Here is a 17,449-nt window from a genome sequence, read left to right as displayed (position 1 = left end):
AATTACAATTTAAATAATATAAAAGTTCTTTTTCATCGGTAACTTAATATTCGGTACCCACACTGACTTACCATTGTTCTTCTCTCCAGAGACTTTGTACAGTGTTAATACGAACTCGTCTTGGAATTGATTAGTTTCTTTCCAGTCGTTTGGTGACAGCAATGCACGGTTTCCCAGTGTCACGGCACGATTACGCCTGACAAGAATATGGGCGCTTGCCATCGGATTCTCACTACGGGCACTATCAATCATTTTGATGTAACCATCAAGATTAAACTCTTTTTCTGCTTTGAAATGCTTCAAAATATCCGATATAAATTTTAGGCTAACTTCAGTAGCTGGATCATCATTAGAAAATTGTTGAACCAAATCTGATATTTGCGTAGTCGTTTCGTTCTTCGGTACGCTTGGAAAGTGGTTTGATCCGCCAACCAGGATATTCAGCAAAGATTTATCTAACACATTAGATCGCGTTGGATTCAAACCATCTGGATATGCAATTGTAATCTTCTTTCCTGCTTGAGCTTGACGGATAATCGAGTTATTAGTCTCATTGATTTCTGCAAAAAGTTTATACAACGCCCGGCTACTATACATTGTTATCAAGCCAGGGTCACGATCATAGCCAAACATGCGATTATGTTGCCACATCGTATCCGCATTTGGATTTTTGCTGGTCCTGGTGTAGTAGAACGTATTCAATTGGCCAAAGGTTACACCCCGGCCCAGGTTAGTTCCCCCAATAACAAAGTTACATCCAGACTCATAGTCTTTGTCATCGTCAATTGATGTTCCGTTTAATAGGACAATCGTAAACTCACGTTTTTCAAGAATCTGTTTAACACGTGTCAATACTTGATCGTGTGGTTGTTTCTCAGTATTTTGTGGTGTAATAGCGGCATACTCCCGATCAAATGCATCAGTGAATTTTTCGTCAGCATGCTGGTAAGTCCACCAGGCAATTGCATCTTCAATTTCTTTTTTTGACTTCTCGTGAGCTGCTCGTCGAATGCCAGGGTGAACTAAACAGTTTGAGACTTTACCACCAGTTAGCAATATTTGTGCTGATACGACCAAGTGGCGGAGCACAACATGCTTTGCGCTTTCTTGCGGTGTTTCATCATCAACAAAATGAATGAAGTTAGGTATATCGTTAGTCTCTGTTCCCGGAAAGAAAAAGTCACCACCGAGATAGCCATTACCAGGTTCAAAGTATTCAGTAAACATTGGCCGCCAATTGGAGTTAAGACTTTGAAGTAGCAGGGCTTGGGGAGTACCAGTCACTTGAAGATAAATTGATGCTTGTGCTGTATCACGTATTTTTCGTAGTCGATCATTGATCGCGGAAACCTTTTTTTGATTAACCTTTGTATTTTCTGAAGCAGCATCAGCTTCATCATCAACGATGAATAATGCATTTCCCTTCAGTTTTTGAGAATTACGGAATCGATCAACCCATGCCTGTAAAACACGTGTATTCTTTTTTACAATAATTAGTACCGGCTGATTTTTTGCGCTTCTGAACTTTTCTTCATCATTCTCGCTACAGATTGCAAATTCAGGCAAATCATGTTGTGCGCGTTCAAGTGTTTGTTTTTGTAGGAGTTTGCTGTCCGTTGTCATCAGTAGGAAGTAGCGAAATTCCAAATCAGCAGCTTCACAGATAATGCCAAATGTTTGTCCCGTCTTCCCACTTTGAATATTGCCAAAAAGCAATCCCATTTCATGTGTTATATAGGTGAAATGGCTGATGTATTTTTTGCCTATACGTCGAGACGTTTTTTCTATGCTGTTTGCAAGCTCATCTTTACCTGCATCACGAAATTGTTGTAGGTAATTATTAAGATATCCCATTAGCTTTTCTCACCTTCAAAGTGAACTGTCCAGACGTCTAGCAATTCCCGTGTCCAATGTTTCTTGTCTAAAGCACCTTTCTTATTTCGTGGTGTTGGAGCTAATCGATTGAATACCACCCCATATTCCTGTGTAGATGTCTTAGTAAGAACCATCACGCGCATTTGGGCAGCGTTTAACATTTCTTGCGTTACAACGCCGAGACGTTCCGTATCGGCGGCTGTATTATCGACTGGTTTGACGTATCCAGCTGTAGCCAATCGTCCCTTGATCCAGCGCCCAAAAACGCGATCGTTACCAGTCTTACCATAAGCCGTCAGTTGTTTATTGTTATCAGCAGTGGTATGCGCTTCAAATTTATAACCATCGTCCGTTACAATCCAAAAAGGCTTATTTTTAGGGTAGTTTGGCTGAGTAGAGATCGTCTTATTTACGGTAATTTGAACCTCATACCAATTTCTGGGATCAACACCACCACTCAATTTGTTATACCGACCGCCGCCATAGGCCACATTGATATTTGATCGCGCGTAATCATGCCGGGCGGTAGAAAAACGATTAGTAGCTAATGGTGCTTTAATTGGAATCCTAATCTCAATATCAGTCTGCAGTGAACGATACATATCTTGTTCACTTTCGGTCGTTTCCAAAACTTCTTCGATCCCGCCAAGCACTTCGATCCGCTCGTGGATTACCTTGAAATCGTTTAAATTGGTGGCAGAAACGGTGCAGCTGGTTTTCAATTTCTCAATATGAGTAGACAATTCATGCAGTTGGTTAGAATTGGTAATTGTGGTTGCTAGTTCATATTGACGAGCAACAGATCCCAACGGGGCCAGCACGCTTAAATTAGCTGATCCTAATACCGCTGACTTCAAATCATCATTTCCTTGTTGGTTCGGTTGCCAAAAGAGATAAACCTTGCCATGATAGCTCATATTGTTCACAAAGCAGATTTCGCCTTTACCTGTAGCTTGCCATTTATTATGTAACAAACGTACCCGATTATAGATACTTTCTGGAATACCACTTTCCAGATACATACCAACAACCAGACAGATCTGCTTAATGTTCCCCTTTGAAACTAATGAGTCCAGTTTATCCAATCCATCTACAGAAACATAGCCTACTGCAATGTCAATTCTCGAAGCTGAACTCGCCTCTTTTACCAACTGATTAGAAATAAGTGGTAAGCTCTCCCCAAATGGCATCGGTGGTACTTTAGAGTATAAAATTGTCATTTTTAGTCCTCCTATTATTCTCCATTTTCCCACACTAAAGCAGATTAATCACGACTATTAGAGCTTGCAATATGTAATAAAAAGTCGTATGATTTTTAGCATAGGCATATGCTAAAACACTTGTTCGATATGCTGAACTCATGGAGGTGTTCACTATGATATTTAGAACTGCTGAATTATTCGCTGGACCTGGTGGTGGCGCATATGCTGCTAAAACTTCACACTTTATCGATACTAAGGGCAGAAAATGGGGGTATCAACATGCCTGGGCAAATGAATTTGATAAAGATACTGTTGATACCTATAAACTGAACATCCTTAATAACCCTAAGGCGACTACCGTTTACTGCGAAGATGTAAGGAAATTAGATCTCACTAATCACCAATTACTGACTGATATGGATGCGTTGATTTTCGGATTCCCTTGCAATGATTTTTCCGTTGTCGGCAAGCAAAAGGGGTTAGATGGAACATATGGTCCACTATATACTTACGGAGTTAAAACATTAAAGGAGTTTCAACCAAAGGTTTTTATCGCCGAAAACGTCGGTGGCCTAACCTCTGCCAACGACGGTGATGCTTTCATTCAAATTCTCAAATCATTAGCCGATGTTGGTTACACACTAACGCCAAACTTCTATAAGTTTGAGGAATACGGTGTTCCACAGGCCCGGCATCGTATATTAATTGTTGGTATTCGCAATGATCTGGCTATTCAAGGCATTAAATTTCACGTACCTGCCCCGACCACACCCAATCCAGATGACTATGTTACCGCTGGCGAGGCTCTAACTAATCCACCGATTCCAGCAGACGCGTTTAATAACGAATTAACACGTCACAAGGCTTCGACTATTGAGATGTTGTCCTATATCCCAGAAGGTGGTAATGCTTGGTCGCACCAAATTCCTGAAAGTCTGCGTCTAAACGTCAAGGGAGCTCGGCTTTCAAATATCTATAAGCGCCTAGACCGTAATAAGCCGTCATATACTGTTACCGGATCTGGAGGCGGTGGTACCCATATGTATCACTGGAAGGAAAACCGAGCATTAACCAACCGTGAACGTGCACGACTGCAAACCTTTCCTGATAATTATCACTTCATTGGTGGTAAAGAATCTGTGCGGAAACAAATTGGTATGGCGATTCCACCTGCTGGTATGCGCCATATCCTAATGGCAGTGCTTAAAACTTTTGCAGGGGAGCCATACGACTACATTTCACCAACACCACGTTTACAACCTAATGTTCTGTTCAAAACATCTGGGTCGGAAGTGGCAACACTTGTTAAACTTTAGGTTAGCATACAAAAGTGAGCACTAAAGACACAGTTCTAAGCTTAGTCTGTTAATATTCGATCACTGAAAAAAATCGTTTTTAGATTTTCTTGAATCAATTATAAACATTCCAGTTGATGTTGCTGTTTGGCACGTTTTTAATCGCGCTCCTCAGCTATATCGACAAGCATCACAAATAAAAAAAGCCGCCCTGTGTAACTTTGGTAGAGGTCACAGGACGAGCTAAAATCGTTTATTAAATTTCTGCCACCGCCTTTGAAGCGGCTTGCATGGGAAGTCTTGTTAGCGCAAGGCTTCCCTTTTCTATTACATTATAGCATGACCTTTAAAAACTGGCTAACGTTTTAGACTTTGATCAGGTTCAGAATCTGGTTGTTTGATTTCTGGATGCTGTTCAGCAAATACTTTCAGTTGTTTTTGAGTTCGATTACTGATTTCCTGGTGTACATCATTTAATTTATTTTGTAGTTCTGATTTTTGTTGTGGATTAGTTGCTTGCTGAACTTGTTGTTGCAAGCCTTGGTAGGACTTATTAAGATCATGGGCTGATAGCTTTTTTAGATCATGCTCAGGTTCTTTTTGGGCTTCTTGTAAGCCTAATTGTTTGGTTAACCCGTCACTAAGCTCAATCACTTTGTTGCTAACTTGCTGGATCTCACTTAAAGCACTATGGATCACGGCTTTATCTTTAGCCCAGGTGGCCACGTAACCGAGGGAGTAGTTGCTGGTATCAACGCCAATATTTTGCATGGCAACATACGCAACCGCTTCGGCTTGGGTTTCCTGATAGGCTCGTGGCCGATCTTTAAAGGCTGATTTTAAGCCGTGTAGCTGGCTATGCGCATATTCGTGGTATAACGTCTTTAGTTTCAAAGCATTGTCGGGCTCATCGCCACCAATGACGATTTCATTAGTGCTGGGTTGAAAATATCCCTTAGCCCCATTTAGCGTCGCTAAAGGCACTTCACTGACTTTAAGGTCGGTTTGCTGGTTTAAATAATCCTTGAACGCGTTATATAAGCTTGTCACATTCTGATGATCGGCCAAATTTTCTTTGACAAAGTCTTTAGCACTTAACACTGGTTCACCGCTAGTTTGTGCCACATCAAAGACGGGTAGATAGCGATAACCGACAATGGCGCGCTCATCGGTGGTATCAAGATGCTTCTGCTCGGCTGGTGTTAGCTTCTTAATGATCGGAGCCGCAATCCGAATCGCTTTTGCGCCCCGGTTGACGGTGCGGTTAAAATCCTTCTGCCATTGCTTAAAACCGGCGACTTGAGTGGCTTGAGGATTTTGCGCATAAATTAAATCAATGTTTCTGGCGCTATAACGATGAAATTTAGCCAGGGTATTGAGATACTTTTTAAATTGGTCACTATCAGTTAATTTTAGGATTTGCTGTTCAGCCTGGGCGACTAATTGTGCTTTCCAAGCCTTCACATCTGCTTTATTTGGCATAAGTTACCCCTCCTCATCTTCAAAAATATCATTCAATGTTGGCAATGATCTTATTTGAATCGGGGTCGTGCCATAAAGGGCAACGTAACCGTCAGACAATTTTTGCCAGGCTACTTGATAATAAGCGCCGTTACCAGTGATTTCTTTTAAATACTTGTAGGTTCCTTTAGCTTGCAAAACGGGTAATTCACTGGCTAAAACTGCTAATTCGTTGTTCATTTTATGATCTCCTTTGCTTTGTTAATCTCACCCGTTGTTCAGGTTTACTTTTGGGATTGTAAAAGTGAACCTAAATGACGGGTTAACCAACCGGAACGTAGTATAGGGCGGTAGGCAGGTTCTAATCAAAATCAAAACTTAATTTATGGCCGTCAAGCTTTAACTTGGCGTCAAACGACTTTCCCTTTTTGCTCTTGAAACCCTTTAGTTTGCTGGTTTCCCCCTTGGTGACCAACGCTTTAATTGCGGTCTTACCGAGGGTCTTACTGCTCCATTTCTTGGGCAGGGTAAAGTCTTCGCCTTGCTTAGGCTTTACAATATAAAACTTCTGTTTATTTAAAACGGTCGCTTGCGGTGTTTCTAAGAAGACCTCGGCGGACTTTTGTGCTTGCTGTTGGTGATTGATTTGTTGCTTAATGGCTGCACTGCCAGTCAATTGCGTGGGAACATCAGCGATCAATTTAGCCACAAACTTCTTAATTTGGCTCAAAAAGTTATCCGGGGTGCGTTCTTCGGTACTGATTTGCTGTAACGCTTGCTCCCATTTAGCTGTCATTTCTGGACTAGTTAGCAAGGGCTCAAGTTCAACCGCTTTACATAAAGTAATTCCGGCTTCACTGACGTGTAGCTTGTTCTTTTCAGTGACGAGATAGCCGCGTTTCTTTAACACTTCCAGCACATTGGCCCGGGTTGCACTTGTCCCAATGCCTTGCACATCTTTAAGAATCGCTTGGGCTGCTTCATCATCAAGCGTTTTGCCGGCGGTCTTCATGGCCGTAATCAGGGTACCTTCGGTAAAGGGTACCGGTGGTGTCGTTTCTTTTTGCGGTGTTTGCAGATTTGCTTGGACTTGATCGCCTTGGTGAACGAGCGGTAGGGTGGCTGCTTCTTGCTGGTCGGCTTTGTTTTCATCAAATAATGCTTGCCAACCTTGCTTAGTTGGGACCTTACCCGTTGCTTTAAAATTAGCATCGCCGACTTGGGTAACAATGGTGGTTTCTTCATACTCGTAAGGATCAGCAAACATCGCTAACGTCGTTCTTAAAACCAAGTCATAGACCTGTTGCTGTAATTTAGGTAAGGCCGCTAATTGATTTTTCGTCGGCACAACTTTAGTCATGATAATAGCGTAGTGTTCTTCAACTTTTTTTCCATTAACATAACGCTTATTTGGCGTGGTATTGGTTAAAGCGACTTGCTTAGAGACTAACCCCAGATACTTCGTCAGATTAGCCACTAAATACTCAAATTCTTCATCAGTGATATAAGCACAATCGGTTCGGGGATAGCTAAGGAACTTAGCTTCGTATAAACTCTGAATGGCGGCTAAGGTTTGGCTGGCACTGGCATGATACCGTTTATTCATGGCACTTTGCAGACTGGATAGTGAGAATAGTTGTGGACTAGCACGCTTTTTGTCTTGTTTTTGGACGTCCTTGATTAAACCGGCCTGTGAGCCTTTCTGAACGTTCTTAGCTTGCATGAATGTTATTAGTCCTGCTTCATCTTTAAACCGCTGATAGGGGTCTAATTTTGCGACGAATTTTTGCTGATTGGCTAAAATTTCCGCATTTAGTTCAAAATAGGGTTCCGGCTTAAAGTTTTTGATTGCCTGGTCTCTTTGATAAACCATATACAAAGTTGGCGTCTGTACTCGACCAATCGAGTACACCCCGCGCACCCCGTTTTGTCTTAATAGCAAGGTGTATAAAGGACTGCCATTCATACCAATTAACCAGTCACTAATTTGACGGGTTTGGGCTTCTTTATAAGCCAAATAGTCTTTGTGCCAATCACCAAGATTTTTAAAGCCGGTAATAATCGCGTCTTTTTCTAGGCTATTCAACCAAAGGCGCTTAATCGTTTTCGACTTAACATCAATATGCGCTTGGTTCATGATCGACCACGCGATATTTGACCCTTCTCGACCACTATCGGTGGCCACAATAATGGTATCGGCTTTCGTTAACAGGTCTTTGACGACCTTGAATTGATCTTTTTTACTAGCTGACACTTCAAACTTGTATCTGTCTGGGAAAATCGGTAAATTAGATAAGGCCCATTGCTGGTATTTCTGATCATATTTATCCGGTGTGGCTAGTTCAACTAAATGTCCGAGACCATACGTCACAAGCGTATTTTCGGGCAAAACAGGGTCACTAACCGTATAGTAACCCTGTTTTTTTGTGCTCTTTTGAAAGGCTTGGACGTATGAACGGGCTTGACTGGGTTTTTCAGCTAAGATAACAGTGGTCATGTTCGTTCACTCCTTATGATTCAGCTTTTGTTCTAATTCTGTTTTGCCTTGTTCAGCCGCTTTTAACCAGGTTTAACGGTGCATTTTTTATTCCGATTACAAGTGCATGCCCCCATCTTCATGCCGGTTTCGAGTTTGGTGTTGCCGTTGCTTTTTCATCATTTCCCACTCAGTCTCCTTTAAACCTTGCGCCTGTCTTTGTCGTTGGTAATCTTCATCACGAGCATATAGAACAGTCATGATCGCGTCACTAAAGGCCGTCTTTAAGTAATAGTCTGGACTAACTGGCTTGTAATTTAGCGGTTGATAATGTCCGATATTTTCTTTTCTGTACTGGTCGTCCTTGGCTTGTTGCCCTTTTAACTGCTTTTGGATTTTCTCGATCTGACTGTTCTTAATCGTCGGATCGGCTTTGCATTCACCCAAAAAGAGTTGTTTAGTGCCATCATGCTTTAAAACCCGTTGTAAGTGATGATTTTCTAACTGATCTAAGCTAAGCTGTCCCGATAAATAAGCTAGTCCTTGTTGATGTTCTTGGGGACTGAACACCTGTGGTGGATTTGCTTGCCACTGTTCAATTGTTTCAGCCTGACATGGCTTTAAAACAGGATCATAGTACATCACGGCTGTATAGGCTTGTTCCTGTTTAATCAATGGCAATCCATCTAAATCGCCTTTGGGAAAGGCCCTTTTCAATACTTCATGGTATTGCGTTTTAATGACTTGCTTAACGGCCATGATTGCCCGTAGGTCTTTGACTGCGCGAGTAATCTTTTGCTGCTCGGTTGGTGAATACTTTTCTAGTAGACCTTGATCAACGTGTTCTAGACTTTCTAAGCTATCATCATGAATCATCAGCGTATATTTAAGCTTGATTTTGACTTCCTTTTCTTGTTGCATTAATAACTTCCAGCCAACGTATGGCCGTTTGGTAAAGGTCAATAATTGTCGGGTCAATAAATCATCACGAATATTCATTAAACGTTCGTTTAATTCACTGCCTTTGAAAATCGTTTGTTCACTATTAGTTTCTTTAATCAATTCCCGTCGTTCAGCCGCGGTTGTCTGTTCAAAATCAAGCTCTGGATAAAGTTTTTTAGTCGTGCGATCAACTACTTTATTTAAGAGCTCATCTGCTTTTTTTAGTGAACTTTCTTGTTGGTTAATTGTCAATAATTGCTTAGTGACATCTTCACCAACAGCGTGCTTAATTAAGGTACTGTTTTTCCAATTAAATAGCAGGCGCCGCTTATCATCTAAACTTTCCAAACTAATATAAGTTTTCAGTTCGTGGCTTAACTCTTTGACCACTTTTTTCTCGTTAAATGAGAAGTGTTTACTTAGGCTATCCAAGTGGCCTCGATTAACTACTTTCTCCTGCATATTTTTATAGCCAGCTTTGGACTTACGATAGTTCTTAACTTGTTGATTAAATGCCTTTCTTTCATGCCGTTTGCTATTGATTCCCTCGTGTTGCATTGGTGTGTCAGCTATTCCCTGTTCCACAAATGATTTTTCACTGATTCGATCCGGAATATTTTTTTGCTCTAAAACCTGATTGACACTAACTGCCCAATTATGACGCCATTCAATTATTTTTTCTTTCTTATCCCAATCGACCATCAGTATCTTTCTACTCTTAGGGTACTTGCTAGTTCCGGTATACATTTTATTGCCATTCTCATCTAAAATATATTGCTTTTTACTCTTGATTCCCCATGTTCCGTCTGGGTTAAATGGTCGGTTAGTTAACATCACATGTGCGTGCGGATTATCTTGGTGGTCGCGATGAATCGCTACATCAGCTACCATGCCTTGATCAACAAAATTTTCTTGCACATATTTTGTCAATAATTCTTTCTGTTCGGATTCACTTAATTCTACCGGTAAAGCCACGTTAAACTCTTTTGCATACCGTGAGTTTGATTTACGATCTTTCTTTTCAACTTCATTCCACAACTGCTCTCGATCACTCGCCCATTCAGGTGAATTTTTTGGCGTCAAAATAAAGCTTTCTGGCATGATCGATCGGGCATAAAAATAGTGGCGACCTTCCTTATCATCAAATAGCTTTTCACCACTTCGATAAGCGGCACTGGCAATCGCACTTCGTCCTTTACCAGCACTAATATTACTAAAACTCATGTGAAATATTGCCATGTCAGTCACCATCTTCCTTTGATTCTATGGGTTTTGACTTTGTTGTCGCCATCGGCGACTTCTAATACAGGATTTTAGCACGATTTACCCCACAAGAATTTAGTGGGGTGTAAGTGCGCATTGACCTCGTTTCACTCGGTCTTCTGATTCTCTTAACTTTAACTTAGTGTATGCCTTCCGCTTCGCTATTTCAACTTTTATACTTTGACTTAACGTTTCCCTTATGATATAGTGTCAGTGATTATTTCTAATATGATTGGAGGGATCGTTATGTCTCAAAGCAACTTAGAAAAACAAGAAGCTAAATTAAAAGCCCTTAATCAAAAAATTAAGGACGAAAAAAATAAGATTGAACAACGGCTAGGTAAACAAATCATCAGTCAAGCCAATTTAGATTATGCTAATTTGTCTAACGATCAGATTAAGCTTTTAGCTAAGCAATTTTCTGAATTTTTAAAGGTAAAGTCCGTAGATCATTAGCCATACGAGATGGGGAAATTCCATGTCTAATCAATATGAAAAACTAGTCGAGCAACAAGCGCGTTTAAAACAAAAAATTGAGCGGGAAGATTTTAAATTACGGCAATCTAAATACTATGAAAATCGGCAAGCCCGCAAAGCCCGTTCTCGCCGATTAATTCAAAAAGGGGCCTTATTAGAAAAGTACTTCCAAGCTAATAACCTCTCGGTCGAACAAACCGAAGAACTTTTAAAAATATTTGCTGACTATGTTAACGCCCATAAACCGGATAAATTAAAAAACGATCAACCTAATAACTAGGCCGATCGTTTTTATTTTCTGGATCATTTCTAGGCTTTACTTCTGGGTTTTGATCTGCAAAATTTTGTAACTGCTTTTGCACCTTTTCTGGATAAGTAATATTTTGGTTTATCCAAGGAAAATTCCTCAATATATATTGGGGTTTATCTATCAACGGACAAAGTCCTTTCGCTTAATAACCTCATCTTGCCTTTTATCTAAAAAGTAGGTATATAAAGCGTCATATACTTTGCGCTTTTCTGGGTCTGGCTCATGTAATGACTTATCAAGTAAATCTTTTAAATCAGTTTCTTTGGCAATTTCAAAAAAGTCATTAATTGTGATTGTATCTTTCATGTTCATCACACTTCCAAGTTATTAATTTATTTAATCTGATAAGTCATTAGTCCTCATCTGGATCATTGAGCCAATCAGCGACCTCTTTAGCGTCTTTGAACTCGGTGACTGGTGTTTCTTTGGTAGCCTTTAAAAAGCGTAAATTAGCTCTTTCTTCTTCGCTTAAAGACACATTAAAAGGTAAGGCACCATTAGCAACAATCCGCTTATAAAACATATTGATCGCGGTAGTTGGGTTTAGACCTAACTGGCTTAAAACGGCTTCGGTATTATCTGCCAATTCTTTGTCAATCTGGACTTGTACGCGTTTCTTTTCCTTAACTGCCATGATTTTCTCGCCCCCCTTTATTACTACTCACATTATACTAATCTTTGAGTACCATCTCAATTAGCCTGCTTCTTTAAAAGTTGTGAATTTAAGTTTGCTGTCCTTTCCGCAATGGCACTTATACAACGTTCCTAAAGTGCCCGTAAGCGCATTTTAAAACTCGTTTAATATAATTATACTCTATCTGTTTAAAACAGCTTAAATGGCCTTATATAGCTTTTTAGTTTTAAGCACGCTCATCGTTAGGGTGTTTGGCCGCATATTCTCTAGCCGCCTGTTTATTCCACCAAACACCAAATAAGTTTTGCATGGTGCCATACAAGTAGTTCTCCACGTTTTTAATGTGCTTCTCATTGCTTCTCAGGGCGTTAAAGTAGCGCCTCAAGGCTTTAGTCATTAAAGGCTTCAGTTCCTCATCATCAAGTGGGATTATGACGCCAATGTCCTGATGATCCTTTTCAACTCGATATTTAGCATTCAAGATAATACCAATAAACCGGCGCATTTGTTGTGGGGTGCGGCACCAGAAACTAAGTAATTGCACGGCTTCGGGTTCTAAGAAAACCGGTAAGCCACTATCTTCATCAGTTAAGAAATCATTAGCATGGATCACCAAATCCTTGTTTTGCTTTTCTAGTTCCGCTGGTGAGAATTGGGCTGTGGAAAAGTCCAACTTTTGAGTATCTATATTATATCTATTAGTATCTAAATTATTAGTATAGTCTAGATTGTGACTCTTTTTGACACTTTCGCGTGTATCAAGGGTTTGTGGTGTATCTTTAACGAACTTCCGCGAAGGTTCCGTTTTGACACTTTCGCGTGTATCAAGGGTTTTAACGAACTTCCGCGAAGGTTCCGTTTTGACACTTTCGCGTATACCAAGGGTTCGTGGCTCTTGTTGCCGAGATTTTGTATAAATGTCTGTTGCCGTAACTTCTAAATCTGCTAAATACAATCTATTTGGTTCATTTTTACCAGTTTTGGGATTAAAGTGCATGGTTTTCTGAAATAATAATCCTTGGTTTTCAAGTTCATTTTTTACCCTAATCACTTTCTTTTTTGACCAGCCCATAAGATCTGTTAGTTCTTGATTTGTAAAAATGAAATAAACCCGGTTATCTTCATCAACCCAGTTGTTTTTCAATGAATAATCTAGTCTATCGTGTAAAATCATATATCCTAATTTTGCACTATCACTTAATGTCTTATATTGAGATCCATAAATTAAAACCTGTGGGAATTGGAAAAAACGAGTTGCATAAGCTTTTTCCGACTCAATAAAATTGAAATTAGTTTGATTCATTATAAAACTTCCCTTCTCAACTGACACATACTGTCTCGAAAGAGAGTTGCTAAAACATTAGATTTGCTTTAAAATACAAATCTGATATGCTTTAACTAAATTACAAAGCATTCATTTAGCCGTGAGGGCTTTGTAATTTACCAGCATGTGTCTATTCTTGGTTGCCCATTCGGCAACTTTTTTAATTTCTAACAACAAAAAATGGACTAAATAGCTTCGGTTAGCTACTTAGTCCATTGGCTTTGATTTGTTTTTAACTATCCTTCACTTGTCCTCTAGGACTGGTTTGCGGTATAATTAACCTACAAATTAAGAACAATGTTCAGTCGATTTTCACCGCCAAGTTAAAATTGACTGAATCTAAGTAGCTGTCTGATAGCTACTTGCTAAACCAAAAGTCCCTGATTCCCCGTGAATCAAGGACTTTTTCTGTTTAGCTTTATCTTCTATTCGGTTGTTAAATTAGTTTTAGTCTAGCATAGCGCTTATCTTCCAGCAACATTATTTGATCTTGTATACTTTACCAGCTCTTAGTTTGGAACCAACAAGCGATTGAATATACTAGCAAATATTATTCAATCGATGTTTTAATTAAATTAACCAAAAAATGTAACATTTATTGTAGTTGCTGTTGTACTTATGCATTTTCTGGCTGATCATAATTATAGATTGAACTCTTTTTTCAATAGCTGCTCTAAATATCTGGAAGCTGTTAACTCTTTTCCTTTGGCACGTCTGGCCAATTCATTAGCAACGTTTTGTTTTAAAGTATAAGACTTTGAAACTCTAGGTGTAGGAGGTTCATTTGTTATTGGATTGCTGTTCATACTGTTTTTTAATTGGTCCATTTTATCTTCAAATGCCATGATGTTGATCCTTTCGATAGCATATCATACTATGTCATAGCATGATATGATTATTGCTTAGTAAACGTATCAAATATTTTGTCAATTTTCTCAAAAAATTCCCTTGCTTTTGGAGTTGAGCTTTTGCCTTTTTCCATGTTGATCAGCGGTTCATGATTAAGAGTTGTTTTATTGAATACTTCTCTTTCAGGAATTAAGGCAATGGTTCTGGGATCTTTTTTCATTTGTTCCACAAATTCATGTGAAGATTTAGTATTATGTTTTATTCTATTTCCAATAAATTTTAGTTCTGCTGTGATAAAGCTTTTACGACTTTCAACATTAATTACTTCTTGTTTTAATTGTTCCATTCTTAATTCCAAATTACTTTTGGAAATAAAACCGTATTCACTTGGTTCAATCGGACTAAATACTAAATCCGAAATTACAATCATATTTTGCGTGATTGTCGAAAAATCCGGATGTGTGTCTATTAATACATAGTCAAATTTTTTCAGTTTGTCATAATTGTCTGAGAACCACATGTACATTAGTAATTCTTTGTTGGCTCTCGTTTGAAGATCATTATTGACCATATCTAAATTCATAGAAGCAGGAATAATTGATAAGTTTTTGTGCAATTCAATAATTTCTACTTTTTCACTATCTTTTGTAAAAATGTTAGCTAAGGTGCCATTGTCTTTATAAATATCATAGGTTTGGGTCAGACTGCATTGGTGGTCGCTATCAATCAGCAAAACGTTATAGCCCTTGCTAGACAGCCATTCACTATAATTGAAAGTTAAGGTTGTTTTGCCAACCCCTCCCTTAATAGCAGAAAAAGTAATTATTTTCATAGGGCGCCTCCTTGTTTACAGTTAAAGCATATCATAGCATGATATGATATGCAATGACTGAATATAGCACAGCATGTTTTTTCTTTGTTGTGTATGTTTGCTAATGTCCGTCTGGTCCCCTGTCAATAAAATAGACAATTTAAATAGAGACTTTTTTGTCCTATGCCACGACTAAATTTTGAATTTGAGTTTGATACTCATCTTCAAGTTGCTTTGGTGATTTGAATCCACAGTGACTGTGAATTCTAACTGTGTTGTAAAACGTTTCAATGTACTGAAAAACTAGTCGTTTAGCTTCGGAGTATGAATGGATTTTAAACCGATTTATCCATTCACGCTTAATCAAGGCATGAAACGACTCAATGCAGGCATTATCCCAAGGATAAGCTTTCTTTGAATAGCTTAATGTCATGTTAGCTGTAACTTGATTGTAAGCTTCAGACGTAAACTGACTACCACGATCACTGTGCATGATTAATGGCTTGCTAATATGGCGACTGTGCTTAGTCTTTTCAATATCAATAAGTGGGATGACATTCGATACCTCCAAGGTTTCAGATAAGTCCCAACCAATGATCCGTCGGGAGTACAAGTCCATAATACTGGTTAAATAAACGAATCCGTCATGAACTGGAATATAAGTGGTGTCAATGCACCAAACGGCGTTTGGTCGCAATGGATTGAACTGCTCGTCTAAAATATTTATTAGCTGTTTATCAAACTTAGAATTGCGAGTGGTAGTCGTCCAAGGGGTTAGGTAAACGGCGTGAATGCCAAGTTCACGCATATACTTACCAACAGTTCGTTCAGCAATCTTATATCCTTTTGAGCGAAGTTCTTGGGTGATTTTGCCGGCACCGTAAATACAAAGGCTTTTGAGCCAAATTGCTTTAATTTCACCTTGAATAAACTTCTTCCGAAGCTTTCGCGGTGATTGGTGATTATGACGCTTTTCTCGTTGATAGTAACCACTTCTTGAGATTCCAACATAATCACACATACCATTGATGGAAGGGTGGGATTCCAAAGCGTGCTGAACGTCCATTTCTTGGTATACCTTTTCGGTAGTTACTTGCTCAGAATCCCGATTGATTTTTTTAACACTTCGATCGCTCCTTCAGCGTCACGAAGTTGACGCTTTAGTCGTGCAATCTCCTTGTCCTTATCGCTGGCAAAATTACCAGAGCCACGGCCAAACTCCCCAGTCTCAGTAAACAGCTTAATCCATTTATGTAATGTACTAGCCCCAATACCTAGATTCTTACTTATTTCATTCATGGTCATGTGATCCTTGTTATCTAAGTAATACTGAACGGCCTGTTCCTTAAATTCCTTGTCATAACTGTGCTTCGTCATTATTTGATCCTCCAATTTACTTCCTTAATTATACTAAATCAGAGTCTCTATTTAACTTGTACACTTTTTATTCTAGGCCCAACTAAAATTGGCAGGAGCAGAAAAAATCTTTCAGGAAAAGTTTACCGGCACAACTACTGAACGACCGGAGTTTCAAAAATTGTTGCGCGTTCTAAAAACAGGCGATACTTTGATTGTCACTAAGTTGGATCGGTTTGCACGGAACACGCGCGAGGCCTTAGCCATTATCCAAGAGTTGTTTAAAGAAAATGTCAAAGTCAACATTTTGAATATGGGCTTAATTGACAATACGCCGACTGGCCAATTAGTCTTTACAATATTTAGCGCCTTTGCGCAGTTTGAACGCGATATGATTGTCACGCGCACACAAGAAGGTAAATTGTATGCCAAGCAACATGATCCGTTGTTTCGGGAAGGGCGACCGAAAACGTATTCTGATGAACAGATCAGATTTGCTTATGAGTTGCGAAAACAAGGCATGACTTATAAGATGATTGAACGAAAGACGGGGATTAGTAAACGCACGCAACAGCGAAGGTTTAAGTCGATTTAAAAATAGGTGTTTTAAGAATTGACTGTTTAATTAATCACGTACGACGGGGATTGCCGCTTTATTAAACAGTTGTGAGAGAAATTTATTTAGGGATTTTAAGCATTATTTATACCTGTTGTGCTATTGAGGTTAGTTGTGATAAGGATTAATTTGGTACTACCAAAGGCCTACTCAATTGTTAGTTGAGCAGGCCTTTGGTGGGTATTTTGATTAAGAGCTATTAACCCTATGTTAATTATAAGGCTTAGTTTCCAAATGGAACATACTATTATCTAAATTATGATTTGTTAAGGTAATGTTGTCATAGTTACTGAATTGAATCAATTGGGCAGAAACAAGAAAAATTTAACTAAGACCATGAACACCATTCAAAATTAAGGAAACGTCATCTTAAATCTATCGCCAATGACGGGAATTGTTGATTCTTATTTATGCCAACTCGTGACCATGTTTTATCATTGGACGGTATGAATGATGTTGACAGAAACACTAGTATTAGAGGCCTCTTTATTATATATAGTAAAGGATACTAAACGAAATGGATTAAAGATAGTAGCAATATATCATAGTAGTCTCTCT

The 17,449-nt window shown here is 39.1% G+C and carries 17 protein-coding genes and 2 pseudogenes; 5 read left to right on the top strand and 14 right to left on the bottom strand.

Features of this window, described 5'->3' with window-relative positions; all coding sequences use genetic code 11:
• Positions 1–9: 9 nt before the first annotated feature.
• The gene (locus tag MZO41_RS15135) at positions 10–1,854 is read right to left on the bottom strand and encodes a Z1 domain-containing protein (RefSeq protein WP_252129706.1); all 1,845 of its coding nucleotides are present in this window, start codon (positions 1,852–1,854) and stop codon (positions 10–12) included.
• Positions 1,854–3,095, bottom strand: a complete 1,242-nt coding sequence (locus MZO41_RS15130) for a restriction endonuclease PLD domain-containing protein (RefSeq protein WP_252129705.1) — start codon at positions 3,093–3,095, stop codon at positions 1,854–1,856. Before MZO41_RS15130 ends, MZO41_RS15135 begins: the two co-directional genes overlap by 1 nt.
• Before the next feature lie 155 nt (positions 3,096–3,250).
• Between MZO41_RS15130 and MZO41_RS15125 the strand changes: the two genes are divergently transcribed.
• Both MZO41_RS15125 and MZO41_RS17005 read left to right on the top strand, forming a co-directional pair.
• A complete protein-coding gene (locus MZO41_RS15125) occupies positions 3,251–4,393 on the top strand; it encodes a DNA cytosine methyltransferase (RefSeq protein WP_159271194.1) in 1,143 nt (380 codons plus the stop codon).
• A gap of 116 nt (positions 4,394–4,509) precedes the next feature.
• Positions 4,510–4,572, top strand: coding sequence for a putative holin-like toxin (locus tag MZO41_RS17005; protein ID WP_222843308.1), 63 nt, complete (start codon positions 4,510–4,512; stop codon positions 4,570–4,572).
• A gap of 157 nt (positions 4,573–4,729) precedes the next feature.
• Here MZO41_RS17005 and MZO41_RS15115 read toward each other — a convergent pair whose 3' ends face one another.
• The 4 genes from MZO41_RS15115 to mobQ all read right to left on the bottom strand — a co-directional run bounded on the left by MZO41_RS15115 (position 4,730) and on the right by mobQ (position 10,490).
• Entirely contained in the window at positions 4,730–5,854 is a 1,125-nt protein-coding gene (locus MZO41_RS15115; RefSeq protein ID WP_159271193.1) for an ArdC-like ssDNA-binding domain-containing protein, read from the bottom strand.
• Between the two features lie 3 nt (positions 5,855–5,857).
• Positions 5,858–6,073 carry a hypothetical protein gene (locus MZO41_RS15110; protein WP_003679901.1) on the bottom strand — a complete coding sequence of 72 codons (216 nt, stop codon included), beginning with the start codon at positions 6,071–6,073 and terminating at the stop codon, positions 5,858–5,860.
• Positions 6,074–6,194: 121 nt separating this feature from the next.
• Positions 6,195–8,330, bottom strand: coding sequence for a type IA DNA topoisomerase (locus MZO41_RS15105; RefSeq protein ID WP_252129704.1), 2,136 nt, complete (start codon positions 8,328–8,330; stop codon positions 6,195–6,197).
• Positions 8,331–8,426: 96 nt separating this feature from the next.
• Positions 8,427–10,490: a MobQ family relaxase gene (mobQ, locus tag MZO41_RS15100; protein ID WP_064972137.1), complete on the bottom strand. Its 2,064-nt coding sequence runs from the start codon at positions 10,488–10,490 to the stop codon at positions 8,427–8,429.
• Between the two features lie 252 nt (positions 10,491–10,742).
• Between mobQ and MZO41_RS15095 the strand changes: the two genes are divergently transcribed.
• Together MZO41_RS15095 and MZO41_RS15090 are read left to right on the top strand one after the other, a co-directional pair.
• Positions 10,743–10,970, top strand: coding sequence for a hypothetical protein (locus MZO41_RS15095; protein ID WP_003555660.1), 228 nt, complete (start codon positions 10,743–10,745; stop codon positions 10,968–10,970).
• Between the two features lie 22 nt (positions 10,971–10,992).
• Complete coding sequence (locus MZO41_RS15090) at positions 10,993–11,271, top strand: hypothetical protein (protein WP_014216278.1); 279 nt, start codon at positions 10,993–10,995, stop codon at positions 11,269–11,271.
• Here the strand turns inward: MZO41_RS15090 and MZO41_RS15085 are convergent.
• The 8 genes and pseudogenes from MZO41_RS15085 to MZO41_RS15050 all read right to left on the bottom strand — a co-directional run.
• A pseudogene (locus tag MZO41_RS15085) lies at positions 11,261–11,401 on the bottom strand (zeta toxin family protein); the annotation flags it as partial. The gene MZO41_RS15090 and the pseudogene MZO41_RS15085 overlap by 11 nt on opposite strands.
• A gap of 20 nt (positions 11,402–11,421) precedes the next feature.
• Positions 11,422–11,607: a hypothetical protein gene (locus MZO41_RS15080; RefSeq protein WP_010620892.1), complete on the bottom strand. Its 186-nt coding sequence runs from the start codon at positions 11,605–11,607 to the stop codon at positions 11,422–11,424.
• A 46-nt stretch (positions 11,608–11,653) separates the two neighbouring features.
• Complete coding sequence (locus MZO41_RS15075) at positions 11,654–11,935, bottom strand: type II toxin-antitoxin system RelB/DinJ family antitoxin (RefSeq protein ID WP_003660204.1); 282 nt, start codon at positions 11,933–11,935, stop codon at positions 11,654–11,656.
• 226 nt (positions 11,936–12,161) lie between these two features.
• Positions 12,162–13,238 (bottom strand): replication initiator protein A, encoded by a 1,077-nt coding sequence (locus MZO41_RS15070; protein WP_064972138.1) that lies wholly within the window; start codon positions 13,236–13,238, stop codon positions 12,162–12,164.
• Between the two features lie 662 nt (positions 13,239–13,900).
• Positions 13,901–14,104 (bottom strand): hypothetical protein, encoded by a 204-nt coding sequence (locus MZO41_RS15065; RefSeq protein ID WP_015474751.1) that lies wholly within the window; start codon positions 14,102–14,104, stop codon positions 13,901–13,903.
• Between the two features lie 50 nt (positions 14,105–14,154).
• Positions 14,155–14,940 carry a ParA family protein gene (locus MZO41_RS15060; protein ID WP_064972139.1) on the bottom strand — a complete coding sequence of 262 codons (786 nt, stop codon included), beginning with the start codon at positions 14,938–14,940 and terminating at the stop codon, positions 14,155–14,157.
• A 160-nt stretch (positions 14,941–15,100) separates the two neighbouring features.
• Positions 15,101–15,985 carry an IS3 family transposase gene (locus tag MZO41_RS15055; RefSeq protein ID WP_064972140.1) on the bottom strand — a complete coding sequence of 295 codons (885 nt, stop codon included), beginning with the start codon at positions 15,983–15,985 and terminating at the stop codon, positions 15,101–15,103.
• Positions 15,986–16,008: 23 nt separating this feature from the next.
• Positions 16,009–16,296, bottom strand: a complete 288-nt coding sequence (locus MZO41_RS15050; protein WP_003688751.1) for a transposase — start codon at positions 16,294–16,296, stop codon at positions 16,009–16,011.
• Positions 16,297–16,378: 82 nt separating this feature from the next.
• Between MZO41_RS15050 and MZO41_RS15045 the strand changes: the two are divergent.
• Positions 16,379–16,870 (top strand): annotated as a pseudogene (locus MZO41_RS15045) (recombinase family protein); the annotation flags it as partial.
• Positions 16,871–17,449 lie beyond the last annotated feature (579 nt).

The sequence above is a fragment of the Lactiplantibacillus sp. C232 genome (genome assembly GCF_023806725.1).
Classification (GTDB): domain Bacteria; phylum Bacillota; class Bacilli; order Lactobacillales; family Lactobacillaceae; genus Lactiplantibacillus; species Lactiplantibacillus plantarum.
This window is presented reverse-complemented; position numbering and strand designations above follow the sequence as displayed.